The sequence below is a fragment of the Murimonas intestini genome (assembly GCF_024622195.1).
GTDB classification, from domain to species: Bacteria; Bacillota; Clostridia; order Lachnospirales; family Lachnospiraceae; genus Murimonas; species Murimonas intestini.
The window spans coordinates 235,958-250,592 of sequence record NZ_JANKBI010000005.1; the positions used below are offsets into that span (position 1 = coordinate 235,958).

At 47.8% G+C, this 14,635-nt stretch carries 17 protein-coding genes; 1 reads left to right on the top strand and 16 read right to left on the bottom strand.

From position 1 onward, the window contains the following. Positions 1 to 125: 125 nt before the first annotated feature. The 7 genes from NSB28_RS10620 to NSB28_RS10650 form a co-directional block, all read right to left on the bottom strand. Entirely contained in the window at positions 126 to 1,133 is a 1,008-nt protein-coding gene (locus NSB28_RS10620) for a hypothetical protein (protein WP_257497514.1), read from the bottom strand. Next, complete coding sequence (locus tag NSB28_RS10625; protein WP_109625203.1) at positions 1,114 to 1,350, bottom strand: helix-turn-helix domain-containing protein; 237 nt, start codon at positions 1,348 to 1,350, stop codon at positions 1,114 to 1,116. The genes NSB28_RS10620 and NSB28_RS10625 overlap by 20 nt, the downstream gene beginning before the upstream one ends. 17 nt (positions 1,351 to 1,367) lie before the next feature. After that, positions 1,368 to 2,252: a hypothetical protein gene (locus NSB28_RS10630; protein ID WP_109625204.1), complete on the bottom strand. Its 885-nt coding sequence runs from the start codon at positions 2,250 to 2,252 to the stop codon at positions 1,368 to 1,370. Between the two features lie 112 nt (positions 2,253 to 2,364). Further along, complete coding sequence (locus tag NSB28_RS10635; RefSeq protein WP_109625205.1) at positions 2,365 to 3,525, bottom strand: ArsA family ATPase; 1,161 nt, start codon at positions 3,523 to 3,525, stop codon at positions 2,365 to 2,367. A gap of 54 nt (positions 3,526 to 3,579) precedes the next feature. Next, complete coding sequence (locus tag NSB28_RS10640) at positions 3,580 to 3,828, bottom strand: hypothetical protein (protein ID WP_109625206.1); 249 nt, start codon at positions 3,826 to 3,828, stop codon at positions 3,580 to 3,582. 3 nt (positions 3,829 to 3,831) lie between these two features. Continuing rightward, the gene (locus NSB28_RS10645; RefSeq protein WP_109625207.1) at positions 3,832 to 4,998 is read right to left on the bottom strand and encodes an ArsA family ATPase; all 1,167 of its coding nucleotides are present in this window, start codon (positions 4,996 to 4,998) and stop codon (positions 3,832 to 3,834) included. A gap of 98 nt (positions 4,999 to 5,096) precedes the next feature. Beyond that, positions 5,097 to 5,588 carry a MarR family winged helix-turn-helix transcriptional regulator gene (locus tag NSB28_RS10650; protein ID WP_187374151.1) on the bottom strand — a complete coding sequence of 164 codons (492 nt, stop codon included), beginning with the start codon at positions 5,586 to 5,588 and terminating at the stop codon, positions 5,097 to 5,099. 138 nt (positions 5,589 to 5,726) lie between these two features. Between NSB28_RS10650 and NSB28_RS10655 the strand changes: the two genes are divergently transcribed. Continuing rightward, positions 5,727 to 6,341, top strand: coding sequence for a pentapeptide repeat-containing protein (locus tag NSB28_RS10655; protein WP_109625209.1), 615 nt, complete (start codon positions 5,727 to 5,729; stop codon positions 6,339 to 6,341). Positions 6,342 to 6,525: 184 nt separating this feature from the next. Here the strand turns inward: NSB28_RS10655 and NSB28_RS10660 are convergent, their stop codons facing one another. The 9 genes from NSB28_RS10660 to NSB28_RS10700 form a co-directional block, all read right to left on the bottom strand. Beyond that, complete coding sequence (locus NSB28_RS10660; protein ID WP_109625210.1) at positions 6,526 to 7,239, bottom strand: DsbA family oxidoreductase; 714 nt, start codon at positions 7,237 to 7,239, stop codon at positions 6,526 to 6,528. Between the two features lie 73 nt (positions 7,240 to 7,312). Further along, entirely contained in the window at positions 7,313 to 8,491 is a 1,179-nt protein-coding gene (gene cytX / locus NSB28_RS10665; protein ID WP_109625211.1) for a putative hydroxymethylpyrimidine transporter CytX, read from the bottom strand. After that, positions 8,481 to 9,293: a bifunctional hydroxymethylpyrimidine kinase/phosphomethylpyrimidine kinase gene (gene thiD, locus NSB28_RS10670; protein WP_109625212.1), complete on the bottom strand. Its 813-nt coding sequence runs from the start codon at positions 9,291 to 9,293 to the stop codon at positions 8,481 to 8,483. Before thiD ends, cytX begins: the two co-directional genes overlap by 11 nt. 110 nt (positions 9,294 to 9,403) lie before the next feature. Further along, the gene (locus tag NSB28_RS10675) at positions 9,404 to 10,051 is read right to left on the bottom strand and encodes an HAD family hydrolase (RefSeq protein ID WP_109625213.1); all 648 of its coding nucleotides are present in this window, start codon (positions 10,049 to 10,051) and stop codon (positions 9,404 to 9,406) included. Next, entirely contained in the window at positions 10,048 to 10,689 is a 642-nt protein-coding gene (thiE, locus tag NSB28_RS10680) for a thiamine phosphate synthase (RefSeq protein WP_109625214.1), read from the bottom strand. The genes NSB28_RS10675 and thiE overlap by 4 nt, the downstream gene beginning before the upstream one ends. After that, complete coding sequence (gene thiM / locus NSB28_RS10685) at positions 10,676 to 11,497, bottom strand: hydroxyethylthiazole kinase (RefSeq protein ID WP_109625215.1); 822 nt, start codon at positions 11,495 to 11,497, stop codon at positions 10,676 to 10,678. The genes thiE and thiM overlap by 14 nt, the downstream gene beginning before the upstream one ends. Positions 11,498 to 11,726: 229 nt before the next feature. Next, the gene (locus NSB28_RS10690; protein WP_109625216.1) at positions 11,727 to 11,936 is read right to left on the bottom strand and encodes a helix-turn-helix transcriptional regulator; all 210 of its coding nucleotides are present in this window, start codon (positions 11,934 to 11,936) and stop codon (positions 11,727 to 11,729) included. Positions 11,937 to 11,939: 3 nt separating this feature from the next. Next, complete coding sequence (locus NSB28_RS10695) at positions 11,940 to 12,467, bottom strand: hypothetical protein (RefSeq protein ID WP_109625217.1); 528 nt, start codon at positions 12,465 to 12,467, stop codon at positions 11,940 to 11,942. A 291-nt stretch (positions 12,468 to 12,758) separates the two neighbouring features. Beyond that, on the bottom strand, positions 12,759 to 14,624 hold the full coding sequence (locus NSB28_RS10700) for a M56 family metallopeptidase (protein ID WP_109625218.1): 1,866 nt from the start codon (positions 14,622 to 14,624) through the stop codon (positions 12,759 to 12,761). Positions 14,625 to 14,635: the final 11 nt, after the last annotated feature.

The following is a 14,635-nucleotide window of genomic DNA, read 5'->3' on the forward strand; positions in this document are numbered from 1 at the left end:
AATGCACAGACCTGCTGAATAATTACAATCATATCATAATTCATATTTATATTCACTACCAATTTAATGTACCACTGTATGATGCTGTTATATGATGCTGACACCTGCCGGAGCATTTGAAAAGATCAGCTGTGCTGTCTTTTCTCCGCCGCTATTTCCTGTTTCATCACTATTCCATCCGGCGCCTGGGTATAGATGCTGATATAATTTTCATCTTCTCCTAAATTAAACAATTCTCTCTCTGCGCTCTCATCCTCCTGGCTATAATACTCTGCTATGATATATGATGTTTCATCCTCTATTTTCAGTACGCCAGATGCCTTTGGCCCCTCTGCTGAGGTCTCTTTAATTACCCGGTTATTTTCGTCCATCTGGATAATAGTACATTTGCTGCCGGCATCCTTTCCCTGTATTGTAATACTCACCTCTGACCTGGTCTCCCTCTGTCCATCCTCTGCATCAGAAGAAAATTCCCCTGCCCGGTCCTGCTGCCCGTCTCCTGACGATACTGTATATGTCTCCGAGAGCTGCATATTTAAAGAAACACCTGAAGCCATCTGCCCGCTAACCCCTGTCCCCGCCTTCAGGTAAACGGACCCGTCAGGGCATTGGTACACAGGATTGCAGTAAAACTGCGGGCTGTCCTTGCCTGAATAGTAGATGACTCCTTCCAGTTTTATAGAATTCCCTGATGTAAAATGTGCATCTGAGATCTCCGGTCCCTGCCGGGCAGTAACCAGGTCTTCTCCTGAGCCGTCCTCTGACTTGACAAGAGGCATGAAAAACGGAATCCCTTCTATCCCCTCAAATACATATTCTGGCGTTCCCTGACCGTCTTTTTTCTCCAGGGCTGCATAGATCCTCCCCCGGTACTCCTCTCCTTGTTCCGGGCCGACTGTGAGACTGCCCTTCTCCAGCAGGCCTGCATGATCATTTAAATAGCCTTCCATATCAAATAAGTCCAGGTATTCCCGCGTAATATAGGCCCCTATTAGTCTGTCAGGCCCCAAAGCCTCCTGCCTTTCTTCCCGGGCCAGGCTGCATCCCCCAAGAAACACTGACATGGCCAGCAGGATAAGACCTGCCATTCTGCCTTCCCGCCTCCTGATCATGTTATTTTTCATCCTCGTCATCCCCTTCCTCCAGAACACCGTCAAACTTCAGTATATCTCCCACATCACATTCCAGGTAGTAGCATATTTTATTTATAGTGGAAAATCTGACGCCCTTCGCCCTGCCGCTCCTCAGGATAGAGAGATTGGCCTCTGTGATCCCTATCATCCTGCAGAGCTCCTTTGACGTCATATTCCTCTCTTTCAAGATTTCCTCCAGATACACACGAATGGCCATCTGCCTGCCCCCCTTGCTCAGATAAATAAGTCATTTTCCTCTTTTATTTCTTTTCCCTCTGCCAGATACCCGGCTCCCAGCATGACTGCCATAATCACCGCAATGGATACAAGGGGGATCTGCACTGTATAGTCAGCCTTCAGCAGATATCTGCCTGCCAGAAGCTGTGCCATGTTTAAAATAATACAGCCTGCCACTGTGACAGTGACTGCCGCCCTGCATGTCTTCTCAAGTCTCTTTGACGCCCTGCACGGCGCCTCAGTGTATCTGTCCTCTGCCAGCTCATCCAGCAGCTTCATTCCCATCACCAGCACCGCTATATCCATTCCATCTGAAAGCGTCCTGACTCCAAAACCAAACCACTGGAAAAATACTGTAATTGCAAGCTCCGCCTGACCAGCACCAGTGTTGGACATACTTATCTTTTTTATCAGGGCTGCCGTGTCCGGGAGTCCTATAAAGAGAACCTTTGCCGCCAGCAGTGCAATGATCACTGCAAGGACGGCTTTCAGGCCCGCTACCCCCCGGGCCTTAGAGCTTCTTACTGTCCTCAGTATGAGATAGCCAAAGCCCACAGAATAAAAAGCTGTGCCTGTGATATATTTACCTGCCTCCTCCAGTCCGGCCATAGGAGTCAGTACCTGAAAATATGACGGATTGATAAAAAGGTACAGCCCTCCTGTCAGGATCACAGACAGAACGGCCATGAGCAGATCAGGCGCTCCCGCTCTTTTTTTGACAGCCCTGAATACCAGATATCCGGCCGGGGCAATCCCAAGGATAAAAAATATAACCCATGCTGCGGCATTTCCCAGGCCGCCTGACAGTGACAGGGCCCGCAGTATCCTGCCCGTCTGTTCCAGCGGAAAGGTGACTGCCTTTGTAAAAATACTCTCTCCCATATGGCACCTCCTATATTATTGTTTTACGATAATTTCTATAATAAGTATAGCCTGTAAATTATCGTTTGTCAATAATTTACAGGCTATATATTACTGTTCACACGCCGCCGATTCACTCAAACGTTATCTGCAGTCTGCCATCCTCCAGCTTTGCCCCTGATATTTCAGCTCCCCTCACACAGTCAGGGAGCACGAAGCAGCGTTTTTCATTTTTTACAGATATACAGATCTCTCCTCCCTTCTGGCTCAGATCCATCTCCTCTTTTAGCGCATGAGGAAGGGATATCTCCATTTTCCATCTGTTTTCTTCAGCCCTGGACATTTTAAATATTTTTTCTTTATGGAATACATCAAAGGGATCTGCGCTTCCATACAGTCCGGACACTTCTCTCAATACCTGAAGAGAACGGATCTCCCGCTTCTGCAGCATCAGCTGGAAGCGCGGTATCCCGGGAAAGCCCTCCGCGATCTCCGCCAGCCCCTCCTTCTGCAGGCCGGCCCACTTTGAAAAGTATCCTTCCAGCGCCTCATCCGGATATACCTTATTTACTATGACGGCATCCACATTATAATCATACAGATGCAGGCATGTGAAGCTCCTTTTCGCCTCTTTTACCACTATCTTCTCCGGTGTTGTAACGATCCTGATGGACAGCACGTCTTTATTCAGCATCAGCTCCTGGAGCCTTTCCAGCTTATCCATCAGCTTTTCCAGCTCGGCAAACACCTCATCCTGGGGCATAGGTATCTTTGTCACCTTCTCCACCGCCGGCCCTGCCACCTTTACCGTCTTTCTTTTAAGCGGGAGCATCTTCTCCAGCAGCGCCCCGAACATCTCCGGAAATTTCAGCAGCGCCAGTGTCTCACCTGTGGGAGCGCAGTCTACAATAAGCGCATCATACTTTTTCTCCTCACTGATATCCAGGATTTTAAACAGGGAAAACAATTCCTCAAGCCCCGGAAATACCAGCAGCTCCTCCACCTCGATCCCGCCCTCTGCCCTGGCTGTCAGCACCCTCTTTAAATAATTCTGCATGTGCCCCCACGCATCCTCACTTTCTTTCACGGCATCTATCTCCAGGGCATCCAGGTTTTCTGCTATATTGACAATTTCTCCTCCGATTTTCCTGTCAAATGAATCCCCCAGGCTGTGTGCCTGGTCAGTGCTCATGATCAGCACCTTTTTGCCATCCTCCGCCAGCCTGCAGGCTGTGGCTGCAGCCACGCTCGTCTTGCCTGCGCCGCCTTTTCCTGTATATATGATCACTCGCATGCTTTTCCCTCCTTAGATTTACATCAGACTCTTATCCTGTCATATCCGCATATGCTATCCGATCTCTACTTTTTTTACAGTCTTTCTGCCGCTTCCGGCCTCATTTTTAGCTGCATTGTTGTCTTTTCCATTCATGACGCCTGCCATCCCCTCTCTGACCATGGCCGCCGCTTCTCTCCCGATTATTGACATATGCTCTCTGCTGCTTTCCGGCAGCAATTCCATAAAGGCTTCTGCCTCCATCTCTTTTGCTTTTGCAAATTTCCTAATAAACTCCCATTTCCTGTCTCTGCTGCTGTCCATCTCTTACCCCTCCTTTTCCGAGAATGTTATAAGCAGTGTCTCCTCCTGAAATTTAGCCGAACTTATGCCCATCCTGCGCAGTACGTCCGGTTTGGGGATATTTCTTTTAAAATTCCCTATCTTTATAATCACATCTTTATCAGACTCGTGCAGATCTACCCCGTCTTTTGCCGCAAAGGGCAGATGCACCTTCAGCACATACCCCTCCTCTGTCTTCCCGTATTCCTCCCCGGCTAAAGTCTCATGGACCGCAAATATATCTTTGCCTGCAAGCGCTTCATTGTCGATCCTTGCTATACCCTCTGTACCGTTTAAATCAGTGTCAAACCATGGAATATGGTAAACAGGCATCCCTGCAAATACTTCTTCCAGCTCGTTTATATAGCGCTCCTGGATCCTTATCCAGTCATTGAAAAATTCATTTTCTATATCATCCGGCAGTATTCTGTTTATATACAGTCCGTCTACTGCAAAATTGTAGAGGTTCATATACATATAACTGCGCTTTGTCTCCTCCACTACCATCTTCTCTGGCATGCAGACAAGCCTCACAGAAGTAACCTCCCTGTCTTTTAAGAGTTCCTGCAGGCCGATCAGCTTCATATACATCCTTTCAATATCAGTCATAGCCTTCCTGCCCGGCAGTTCCACCTTAAATACGGCCCTGCTAACCGGAGATAAGATTCTCATCGCCACCTTCCCCACCGGAAAGAACTTTTCCATATACCATGACAACAGTTCAGGAAATTTCAGGAATGCCAGCGTCTCGCCTGTGGGAGCGCAGTCAACTATGATCCTCTCATATTCCTGGCTTTTGTATATATCCATGATCTTCAAAAGTGTAAACAATTCATCCATGCCGGGCATGCTTAATGTCTCTTCATCTGACATGCCTGTTACAGAAAATAATCTGGCGAATGCTTCTGTCATCTCCCTGAAATCATTCTCCAGGACATACCCGGGATCAATCTCCAGCAGGTACAGATCCGGGGCCGCCTCTTTGATTTCTTTTCCTATGCTGATCTGGAAAATATCGCTGATATTATGTGCCATATCAGTACTGACCAGCAAAGTCTTTTTACCTTCCCTGGCTGAATGCCATGCATGTGCGGCGGCCACACTCGTCTTACCTACCCCGCCCTTTCCCGTGAATATAAGTATTCTTCCCATAATACTCCTTCCCATATATTTCTTTTTCCGAATAGTTCGTAATTCGAAATATATATTTATAATTTTGCTGCCCGATGATCCGGGCAGCTCTTCCAGTTTTATTCAATCACTATTTTCCTTACTTTCTTCGGCACAGCCGGTTTATCCTCAGCCTGCTCTTCTGTCAGGACCAGCAGTACCTTATCCAATATCCTGCCTGCCGTCTCCAGCTCTTCAGCCGTAAGCACACCTGTGACTTTCTCCCCCAGCCTGACAAATTCCCGTATTATGCTGCCAAGCTGCTCTTTCCCGGCTTCGGCCAGACTGATCGTGACGACTCTCTTATCCTCCCTGCTTCTCTGCCTTACAGCCAGTTTTTTCTTTTCCATTCTGTCTACAATACCTGTGGCCGTATTCAGAGGCACATGGATATACTCTGCTATCTGAGTCATATTCACTTCCTGCCTGCGGTACAGCAGAAGCAATATGAGCAGCTCGTTTTTACTGCTGTTTAAGAGGGCATTCTCCCAGGTCTCAGATGAGATGAGTGTTTTGATCCTGTCGAAATACTCAAAAAATATCTCTTCAAGTTTGTTCTGGTCCAGCTTCAAATTATTTCCTCCTTCGAAGTAATTTAATTCTAACACCGAAGTATTTCTTTGTCAATCTTTTTCCCTGTTTCTTTTTGATATGATCAATGCTACAATAACGTAAACAACATTAAAATTGTTACTAAAGGAGCCAATAAAATGACAAATAATCTTCTCGGCATATCTATTGACAGGGCGCTCGTCTCTGAAGAGCCCATCGAAAATATAAGTTTTACTGATGAAATACTGGAAAATGCAGATACTGTGAATCTCAGCTTCCACAATGTGGAATTTGAGCGCTGCCGTTTCTTTGGGTGTATTTTTGAAAAAAGCAGCTTCAGAAAAGTTCTGTTCAGAAATTGCGATTTCTCTAACTGTGACTTTTCAGACTCTTATATCCGTGATGTCACATTCAAGAATTCTAAAGGTGTGGGAACTAAATTTGTCAAGTCCCGCTTAATAAATATTAAAGCAGAAGACAGTAATTTCAGCTATGCTAACCTGGGAAGTACAAAAATTGAAAAGTCTTCTTTTTCTTCCACTTTATTCACAAGCGCATCCATTTCAGAGGCGTCTCTCAAGTCCCTGACACTGACGGACTGTATTTTCGACAGCACCGACTTTTTCAAGACGCCGCTTAAAGGTATCGATCTGTCTGCCTGCAGCCTGGAAAACATTCTTGTCTCTGAAAACTTCCGTGAGGTGGAAGGAGCAAAGATGAATCTGTACCAGGCTGCAGCTATAGCATCAAGGCTGGGTGTTATTATCGTATAACCGTCGTTATAGTTCAGCCTTCCACTGTTCCGCGAGGTGTTTTCGTGCAAAATGCACGAAAATCCCGAGAGCTGCAGCGCCAAAATGCTGTTTACAGCATTTTGTGTGCATCGCGGAGCGTTGTTATAGGTCAGACGGCTGCCGAATGGCAGATGGCTGAACTGTAACTAACCGTCCGTCAGACTCAGAAAAAGCAGCCGCCGTCACCGCATCCGCCCTCATGCATCTCTTCTTCCTCTTCTTGTGCCGGTTCACTGCTTTCGCAGCAGACGTCATCAGCAACCCCTTCCGTCTGCCGCCTGTCCGCCTCTTCCAGAAGCGCTTTAAATGCATCCAGAGTATACCTCTCTATCTCTGCCTTCCTGCCGTCTATAAGGATCGTGGGAAGCCCTGAGATCTTAGTTATGCCCTCCGTCTCGTGCCGTTCCTGCTCTACAGCTTTGGCATATATCCCTGAATCCAGAGCCGCCGCAAATTCCTCCCCGTCAAGCCCTGCCTTCCCGGCCGCTTTCTTTAACACTTCTATCTTTCCAATATCCTGTTCCTCTGTAAAATATGCGGCAAAAACCGCTTCATTGTAGGCATCTCCTTTTCCTCTTTCTCTTGCATAGAGAAATCCCTCGGCCGCCAGATGGGTATATGGGCGCGGCACTACACACGGCGGGAAATGCACGTCCATTCCAAGGCTCTCTGCATCGGGAACCAGCCCGCCGGCCCACTTCTCTCTTCGTACATTATCATGGTATGTATCTACCTGAGGCGCCGGCTTTCTTGTCAGTTCATAGGGATGGAATTCTGTCACCATATCCTCCCTTCCCTCTGCTGCCTGCTTCAGAGCTTCCTCCGCCACATAACAGTACGGGCAGACATAATCTGAAATCACCACTATCTTATGCATGTTAATCCTCCTTTAAAAAAAATACACCTATAACTTTTATTATAGGTGTATTTTCTGCCATAATCAACTATATTTATTTTGATTTACTCCGGCACGCAAGATAATTGACAATCAGGCATATTCCTACTGTGATGGCCATATCCGGCAGCGTATTTCCCAGCACAAAATCACATCTCATCAGCAGCCGGTAAATAATAAAGCCTGCCAGCCATATTCCCAGGTTTCTCCAGTTCAGGCTCTCCTTGCAGTGATCCTTTTTCAAAATGAAATAGTCCGCGATCAGCACTGCTATCATGGGTGCAAATACAGATCCTATGAGATAGAGGAAATCTGTTATATTATCCATTGGATAAATGACTGCTGCCGCTGTACCCACTGCGGCTGCCGCCACTGCCGCCCATTTTTCCCTGACCGCCGGGGAAATGACTGCGCTTGATACGCCCGCTGAATAGGCATCCAGGAAGGTTGTCGTCACTGTAGAGAATATAATGATCAAAAGCCCTGCAATACCAAGTCCTGCTTTTACCATGATCTGTGCAATATCTGACTCACCTGTATATATGGCGGCACACATGCCTATCATATACATCCAGCAGCTTACGATGCCATATGTCAGGGCGCTGGCTGCCGTGGCCTTTACCGGCTTTTCTGCATCTCTTGTATAATCACTGATGAGAGGAAGCCAGGACAGGGGCATGGCCACTGACAGTTCTACAGCCGCCCCGAAGCTGATCACCTCAGAAGATACTGTCCCCGCTTTGCCAAAATCACCGAATATCACCACGCTCAGTATAATGGTGAGTACAAACAGCGCTCCCATGGCAATTATATTGATAATCTTCAGATTTCTGATCCCAATAAGTATCCACGCCAATATCAGCGCTCCTATGACAAGGCACCATATCCAGGCGCCTATTCCCGCAATACTGTCAGCTGCCAGTGCGCCGTCATATACCATGATGGCTGTCCAGCCTGCCAGCTGCAGTACATTAAGTATTGCAAACAGGAGGCAGCCTTTTTGCCCAAAACTCATTTTCACGGTCTCCATGGCGCTCTTTCTCATCCTTCCGCCTATGAGGCCTGCCAGAAAGAGCAGCGTGCATCCGATCAAGTGGCCCGTCAGTATGGCCGCAATCCCCTTTCCGAATCCAAGAGGAGCCAGGTATGTCCCTGTAAGTATCTCAGCAATAGAGACACCTGCGCCGAACCAGATCAGGCTGTTTCCAAATACTGATGTGCCTTTATTTTTCATTTGCCGCATCTCCCCTCCAGTCCCTGACTGCAAAGGCATGGTTCATTGGACCTCTGCCATGGCCCAGGTCAAGCATATCTGCCAGTGCCTTTGAGAGATATTCTTTTGCCAGCCCCACGGCGGCCTCCATCTCCATACCCCTGGCCAGGTTGGAAGCTATAGCGCTGGACAGGGTACATCCTGTGCCATGAGTATTGGGATTGTCAATCCTCTTTCCCTTGAACCACTTAAAGCTGCCCTTCCTGTAGAGAAGGTCATTTGCATCGTTGAGCTGATGCCCTCCCTTGCACAGGACTGCACAGCCGTATGTATCTCCGATCTTACCGGCTGCCTCCTCCATATCCTCTCCATCCTTTATCTTCATCCCTGAGAGGACCTCCGCCTCCGGAATATTGGGAGTCACAAGATCTGCCCCGGGCAGCAGCTTCTCTTTGAGAGCTTCCACCGCCTGGAGATCTGTCAGCCTGGCCCCGCTCGTGGCTACCATCACAGGGTCCAGGACAATATTTCTGGCCCTGTGCCTTAACAGGCTGTCCGCCGTCACCTCAATCAGGCCTGCGGATGGTATCATCCCTATCTTTACTGCATCCGGAAAAATATCCGTAAACACACAGTCCAGCTGCTTTTCTAAAAAATCAGGTGTCACTTCTAAAATATCTGCTACGCCGGTCGTATTCTGTGCAGTCAGGGCCGTGACAGCGCTCATGGCATAAATGCCATGGGCCATCATTGTCTTGATATCTGCCTGGATGCCGGCGCCTCCGCTGGAATCACTTCCGGCGATTGTTAATGCTGTATACATATCTGTTCTCCTTTACAGTGCGCATTAATTTTATAAAGCGGCAGAAAGTGGTGCCCCCAGCCTGCCGCCGGTACAATTTGTATACCAGTTATATCTTCCTTTCCGGGAAGTCATACACCTGCGTGCATTATCATATCAAAATCCTCAATATAGATGTTAGCTGTCTCTTTCAGCTTTTGTTTATCTCCCTCTGCTGACCTGTCATAGACAGCAGCAACACAAAAACCTGCCTGGCGGGCGGTCCTGGCTGCATAGAGAGCATCCTCGAATACCCATGTCCGTGACACTTCACTGCCAAGCTTCCTGGCAGCTGCCAGATAGATATCAGGCTCATCCTTCCCTCTCCCTACTTCTGTACATGTGAAGATATGCACAAAATACCGGCTCAGCCCAAGCCTGTCAAATGCTGCTTCAATGAGGCATCTGTCACTTGAGGTTGCCGCGGCGGCAGGGATATGTTCTCTTTGAAGTCTCTTCAGAAATGATTCCACACCTTTTTTGGCCTGTACTTCATTTTGGTAAAAATCCTGGATCGTCCTGTTTACGCCATCCCCGATCTCCCGGACAGTCTGCTTCAGCCTGTATGTATCCTTCAGATACATGGCTCCCTCCCTCATGCTCATGGGATAAAGGATATCTGACAGACCCGGGGCCGCCTTGATCCCAAGACCTGCCAGGTATCGCATCCCTGCCTCCTCCCAGACCGGCATGGAGTCCAGAAGAGTCCCGTCCACATCGAAAATTGCTCCATCCATCATTGCCTTACCATCTCCCTGGCAGCCTCCGCCAATTCTCCTGCTGCCTTTTCAATATCCGGGGCAGCAAAAATCGCGCTCACCACTGCTGCACCGCAGATACCGCTTCCGGCCAGACTGCCCATATTCTCCTTTGTGATTCCGCCTATGGCTATCACAGGAATCTTTACGCTTTCGCAGATGGCCTTTAAAGTATCATAGCTCACATAATCTGCATCCAGCTTTGTGCCTGTAGAAAACACAGACCCCACTCCCAGATAATCAGCCCCTCTTTTTTCCGCCAGCACAGCCTGCTCCACTGTCTGGGCAGAGACACCTATTATCTTATCAGGCCCAAGCCGCCTGCGCACGTCCCCGGCCTCCATATCACTCTGGCCCACATGGACCCCGTCCGCATCTGCCGCCACGGCTATGTCCACATTATCGTTAACGACAAAGGGAACGTGATATTTTCTGCAGACTGCTTTTATTTCCAGAGCCTCTTTCAGAAAATCTTCTCTGCCCATTTCTTTTTCCCTGATCTGCACAAATGTAGCTCCACCTCTCACAGCCTTCTCCACCTGCCCGGCCAGCTTTTCGCCCCGCAGCCACCGGCTGTCCGTCACCGCATAGAGCAGCAGCTCTTCCTTACCGCACTTCATATTTCGCTCCTTTTTCCAGCATCTCCCCATCCATATGGCAGACAGCATCTATGATCCTGTTCCTGTATGATGCATTCCCCTCAAACGGCTGCATATGTGATTCACCTATCTCCCCGGCAAGTCCCATAACACATACGGCGGCGGTGGCAGCCTCCAGACAGTTCTGCGGGTTCGCAGCCAGATATGCTGTCATCATTCCTGACAGCTGGCAGCCTGTCCCGGTGATCCTACCCATCTGCGGACGGCCGTTTCTGATAACATAGCAGGTATCTGCATCTGCAACAAGATCAATGGCTCCTGTGATAGCAGCGACACATCCATGGCTTTCAGCAAATTTTTTTGCAAATGCAACCGATGCATCCAGGTTTTCCTCAGTCACCTTATCAGCTATGTCGGCATCCACTCCTTTTGTGCTTCCGCTTCCAAATGCCAGGGTCTTAATTTCTGAGATATTTCCTCTGATCACGGAAAATTTTATTTCATTTACGAGTTCCAGTGCAGTACTTGTCCTGAGTTCGCTGGCGCCGGCCCCAACAGGGTCAAGCAGTACAGGATGGGACAGCATATTTGCCTTTTTACCTGCCAGAAACATGGACGGTATTGTGGAAGCATTGAGTGTGCCGATATTTATATTCAGCCCCTGGCAGACCGCGGTGATCTCCTCTGCTTCCCTGCCATCATCAGCCATGATCGGGCTTCCCCCGCAGGCCAGTATGACATTTGCCACATCGTTTACAGTGACATAATTTGTGATGCTGTGCACCAGCGGCATTTTGCTGTGCACGTTTTCAAGACATTCTCTTAACATCTTAATCTCCTCTCTCTGCCTCAGAGGATAATAACAAAAAAGCTGCGAAGACACCAATCACGGTATTTTCGCAGCACAAAAGCTCTGTTATCTCCCTACGTTGGCATTATCCAAATCAGGTTACGGGTCAAAGCACATGATAGCTTCCTCTCAGCCCACTTGAGTGAGCTCCCCTTTCTGTTCGTGAATATTATTGCACTTTTGACAGGATATGTCAAGAAGTAACTACTTACTCCTCTGTTCCTTCCTCTTCCCAAAAAAGTTCATCTAATGTCCTTCCCAGCTTATGGCAGATGGCGATACACAGTTTTATCGTAGGATTATAATCTCCCTTTTCAATGGCATTTATCGTCTGACGTGAGACTCCTACCTCCTGGGCCAGCTGCTGCTGGGACATATCAAGCGCTGCCCGTGCCGATTTCAATCTCAAATTTTTCATAAGCTATTCTGCCTCTCCCTCTTTTTTATCCTTCTGTCTTTTAACGACCACAACTGCCATCAGCAGCACAAACATCACTCCTACAGAAAGGCACATAATATTTTCTTCAAACATCTCTTCCTCACCATGGCCCAGCAAGCCCCGCGCTCCATTTACCAGATTCATAAGACCAACTGCAAAAAACAGCCACATATAATAGCTTGGGGACTCCTGGACTGAAAAATATGCATCGTTCCATACTGCATTAGAGGCAAATACAAAGACTGCCACACAAATACCGATAGTGATCCCCACAATGCTGGTTACATATTTTCCTTCTGTAAACATCTGGAATATACCATACAGTGCAAAATAAATCAGAAATGTGAAAAACCCATATTTATAGGCTTTTCCTCTGGCTGCAATCTGCCGCTCATCATATGCACAGGATAAACCTTTTTTCTTTCTGATCCTCCATGCAATCGCTACTATGATCACCCCCAACGCAATTCCCGCTGCCAGCCCTAAATAATAATAAAAACTTCTCTCCATTTCATTTTCCTCCTTTTACTTGAGTGTAATTTTTCGCCACAGTTCTGCCTTCACCGTTTGGCATTCTTGACTTCTTTTTTACTACCTTTTTACTACCTGACTATACTATATACCTGTGATGGCTTTTTGTCAAGTATATATTACTTTTAATATAGTATAAATGATATTATGTATGATAACACTCACTTGTAAGCCGAGATACCACTTTGTACAACAAGAGCAGGCCTGCCATCCCCTCTCCGGGAACAGCAGGCCTGTTATCTTATGTCTGACTTGATAATATTCTTTTTTCTAATTAAGTTCCTGAATCGTATTGTCTATTCTATAAGCATGGCCATGTTCATGTTCAGATATATGCCATCCTTCACCATCATGCTTTTCTGAGTGATGGCCTTTGCCTGTATCCGCATTTACTGCCGTACAGTGCTCTATCCCTGTAATATTGTGGTTTTCATCCCTGCATATAGAGACGTCTACGGTGCCGTTTTCTTTCCTGCAGATATATCCTTTTAACATGCTTCCGCCGCAGGCCCCGTCTTCTATACAGCGTACCGGCTCCCCATCCAAATAAAAGCATCCTGACTCTTCATCATATGTCAGTCCGTATTTTCCATACTCATCTGCCGCCTCTGCAATATCTTTCAGGATGTAGTCCTCCACAGCTGCTTCATATTCATTCCGCATAGTGTCATATTCTTTTTTATATTTATCATAGTCCCCGTTCTCTGTATTGGCTGTCTTCATCTTTTCCTGAAGAGCTTCCAGCTTACCCGCATAATCTTCCACTAATGCAGCCGCCTCCTCTGCTGTACCGCTCTCTTTGACCGGGATCAGGTTTGTATTCTCTCTCAGTGTTGCGGCATTTGTTCCGCTGCCCTCCACGAGAAAAGTTTCGTTCTTCTCCTGGGTGCCCTCCTTCATCTGGACAGTTCCGTTTTCCTGAACGTTCTCTTTTAACAGCGTGCTCCCCTTTACCTGACCTTCGTCAGCTGCTTCTGTTTTGACAGGCGTTACATATGATACGGAGCTGTCTTCCTTTGCAGACGCAAACACAGTCAGAGAACTTATTGTCAGCAGCACAGCTGCAGAGATACTTATTATTGAAGTCTTTTTATATTTCATGATTGATATGATCCTTTCCTGAATGGCGGTCTTGCCGAATGCTGAAAACATTGCCGGCTGACCTTTTGTTCTTCCAGCTGCTTCTATAAGGCTTATTGCATAACCCGCTTTTTGGGATGAACCCAGCCCTGCTATTACTTTCTCATCACATGATATCTCAATATCCCTGACCAGAAGGGCACGCATCAGCCACACCAGAGGGTTAAACCAGTGAATACATGCTGCACACCCGCCCGCAAATATCAGCAGGTTATCATGTCTTTTTATATGCACCATCTCATGCTGCAGAATATATTCCAGCTGCTCTTTCCCGGCAGCCAGCATTCCCTTGGGCAGGACAATCCTGGGTTTGAGAACTCCAAAAGTAACAGGTGTTGCTATCCTGTCAGATACCAGAAACGCGATCCTTTTTGATCCGTTCCCCCTGCTGCACATATTCTCCCAGGCTTCCCCTTTCAGAGGTATCGCCTCCAGCAGCAGCCGGTATCCCCTAATATAACGTATCAAGTATATAACAAAGCAGATATTGCTCCCTGCCGCCAGAATGAGGCTCCAGCCCCATCTCTTCCAGATAATGCCAAAGCCGCCGGCTTTGTTTTGGATATCCGTCCCCGCGGCCGGATCATCTGCCTTCATTGAAAAACCTGCCCCGCTCTCTTCCGGCATGCTTTTCTCCCCGTCAGTATTTCCTGACACTGTTATGACGCCCTCTGTCCTGCCTGCCCTGACTGTATCCGCCAGTCTTGTGCTCCCCTGGCCTGTAACACCCCTGCCTGTATCTCCCAGACCTGCGCCTGCCTGTTCCGGCGGAATAATATGTTCAATGGCACGCCTTGCTGCAAATACAGCGCTGTCCCTGGATAATCCCCTGATCTCCACATCCACAGAGACAGGTATCAGCAGCCTGAGGATCACGATTGCCCACAGCCAGACAAAGCATCTCTTAGGAAGCCTGTTAATGGCAGCCGCACGGATCACCGTGACCAGCAGTATCAGAATCCCCGCCATCAAGCTCATCTGCAAAAATAATTTCATTTTATCGCCTC

Coding starts and splice junctions, on each gene's coding strand:
- NSB28_RS10620 (WP_257497514.1), bottom strand. CDS start 1,133: ATGACGAGGATGAAAAATAACATGATCAGGAGGCGGGAAGGCAGAATG.
- NSB28_RS10625 (WP_109625203.1), bottom strand. CDS start 1,350: ATGGCCATTCGTGTGTATCTGGAGGAAATCTTGAAAGAGAGGAATATG.
- NSB28_RS10630 (WP_109625204.1), bottom strand. CDS start 2,252: ATGGGAGAGAGTATTTTTACAAAGGCAGTCACCTTTCCGCTGGAACAG.
- NSB28_RS10635 (WP_109625205.1), bottom strand. CDS start 3,525: ATGCGAGTGATCATATATACAGGAAAAGGCGGCGCAGGCAAGACGAGC.
- NSB28_RS10640 (WP_109625206.1), bottom strand. CDS start 3,828: ATGGACAGCAGCAGAGACAGGAAATGGGAGTTTATTAGGAAATTTGCA.
- NSB28_RS10645 (WP_109625207.1), bottom strand. CDS start 4,998: ATGGGAAGAATACTTATATTCACGGGAAAGGGCGGGGTAGGTAAGACG.
- NSB28_RS10655 (WP_109625209.1), top strand. CDS start 5,727: ATGACAAATAATCTTCTCGGCATATCTATTGACAGGGCGCTCGTCTCT.
- NSB28_RS10660 (WP_109625210.1), bottom strand. CDS start 7,239: ATGCATAAGATAGTGGTGATTTCAGATTATGTCTGCCCGTACTGTTAT.
- cytX (WP_109625211.1), bottom strand. CDS start 8,491: ATGAAAAATAAAGGCACATCAGTATTTGGAAACAGCCTGATCTGGTTC.
- thiD (WP_109625212.1), bottom strand. CDS start 9,293: ATGTATACAGCATTAACAATCGCCGGAAGTGATTCCAGCGGAGGCGCC.
- NSB28_RS10675 (WP_109625213.1), bottom strand. CDS start 10,051: ATGATGGATGGAGCAATTTTCGATGTGGACGGGACTCTTCTGGACTCC.
- thiE (WP_109625214.1), bottom strand. CDS start 10,689: ATGAAGTGCGGTAAGGAAGAGCTGCTGCTCTATGCGGTGACGGACAGC.
- thiM (WP_109625215.1), bottom strand. CDS start 11,497: ATGTTAAGAGAATGTCTTGAAAACGTGCACAGCAAAATGCCGCTGGTG.
- NSB28_RS10690 (WP_109625216.1), bottom strand. CDS start 11,936: ATGAAAAATTTGAGATTGAAATCGGCACGGGCAGCGCTTGATATGTCC.
- NSB28_RS10695 (WP_109625217.1), bottom strand. CDS start 12,467: ATGGAGAGAAGTTTTTATTATTATTTAGGGCTGGCAGCGGGAATTGCG.
- NSB28_RS10700 (WP_109625218.1), bottom strand. CDS start 14,624: ATGAAATTATTTTTGCAGATGAGCTTGATGGCGGGGATTCTGATACTG.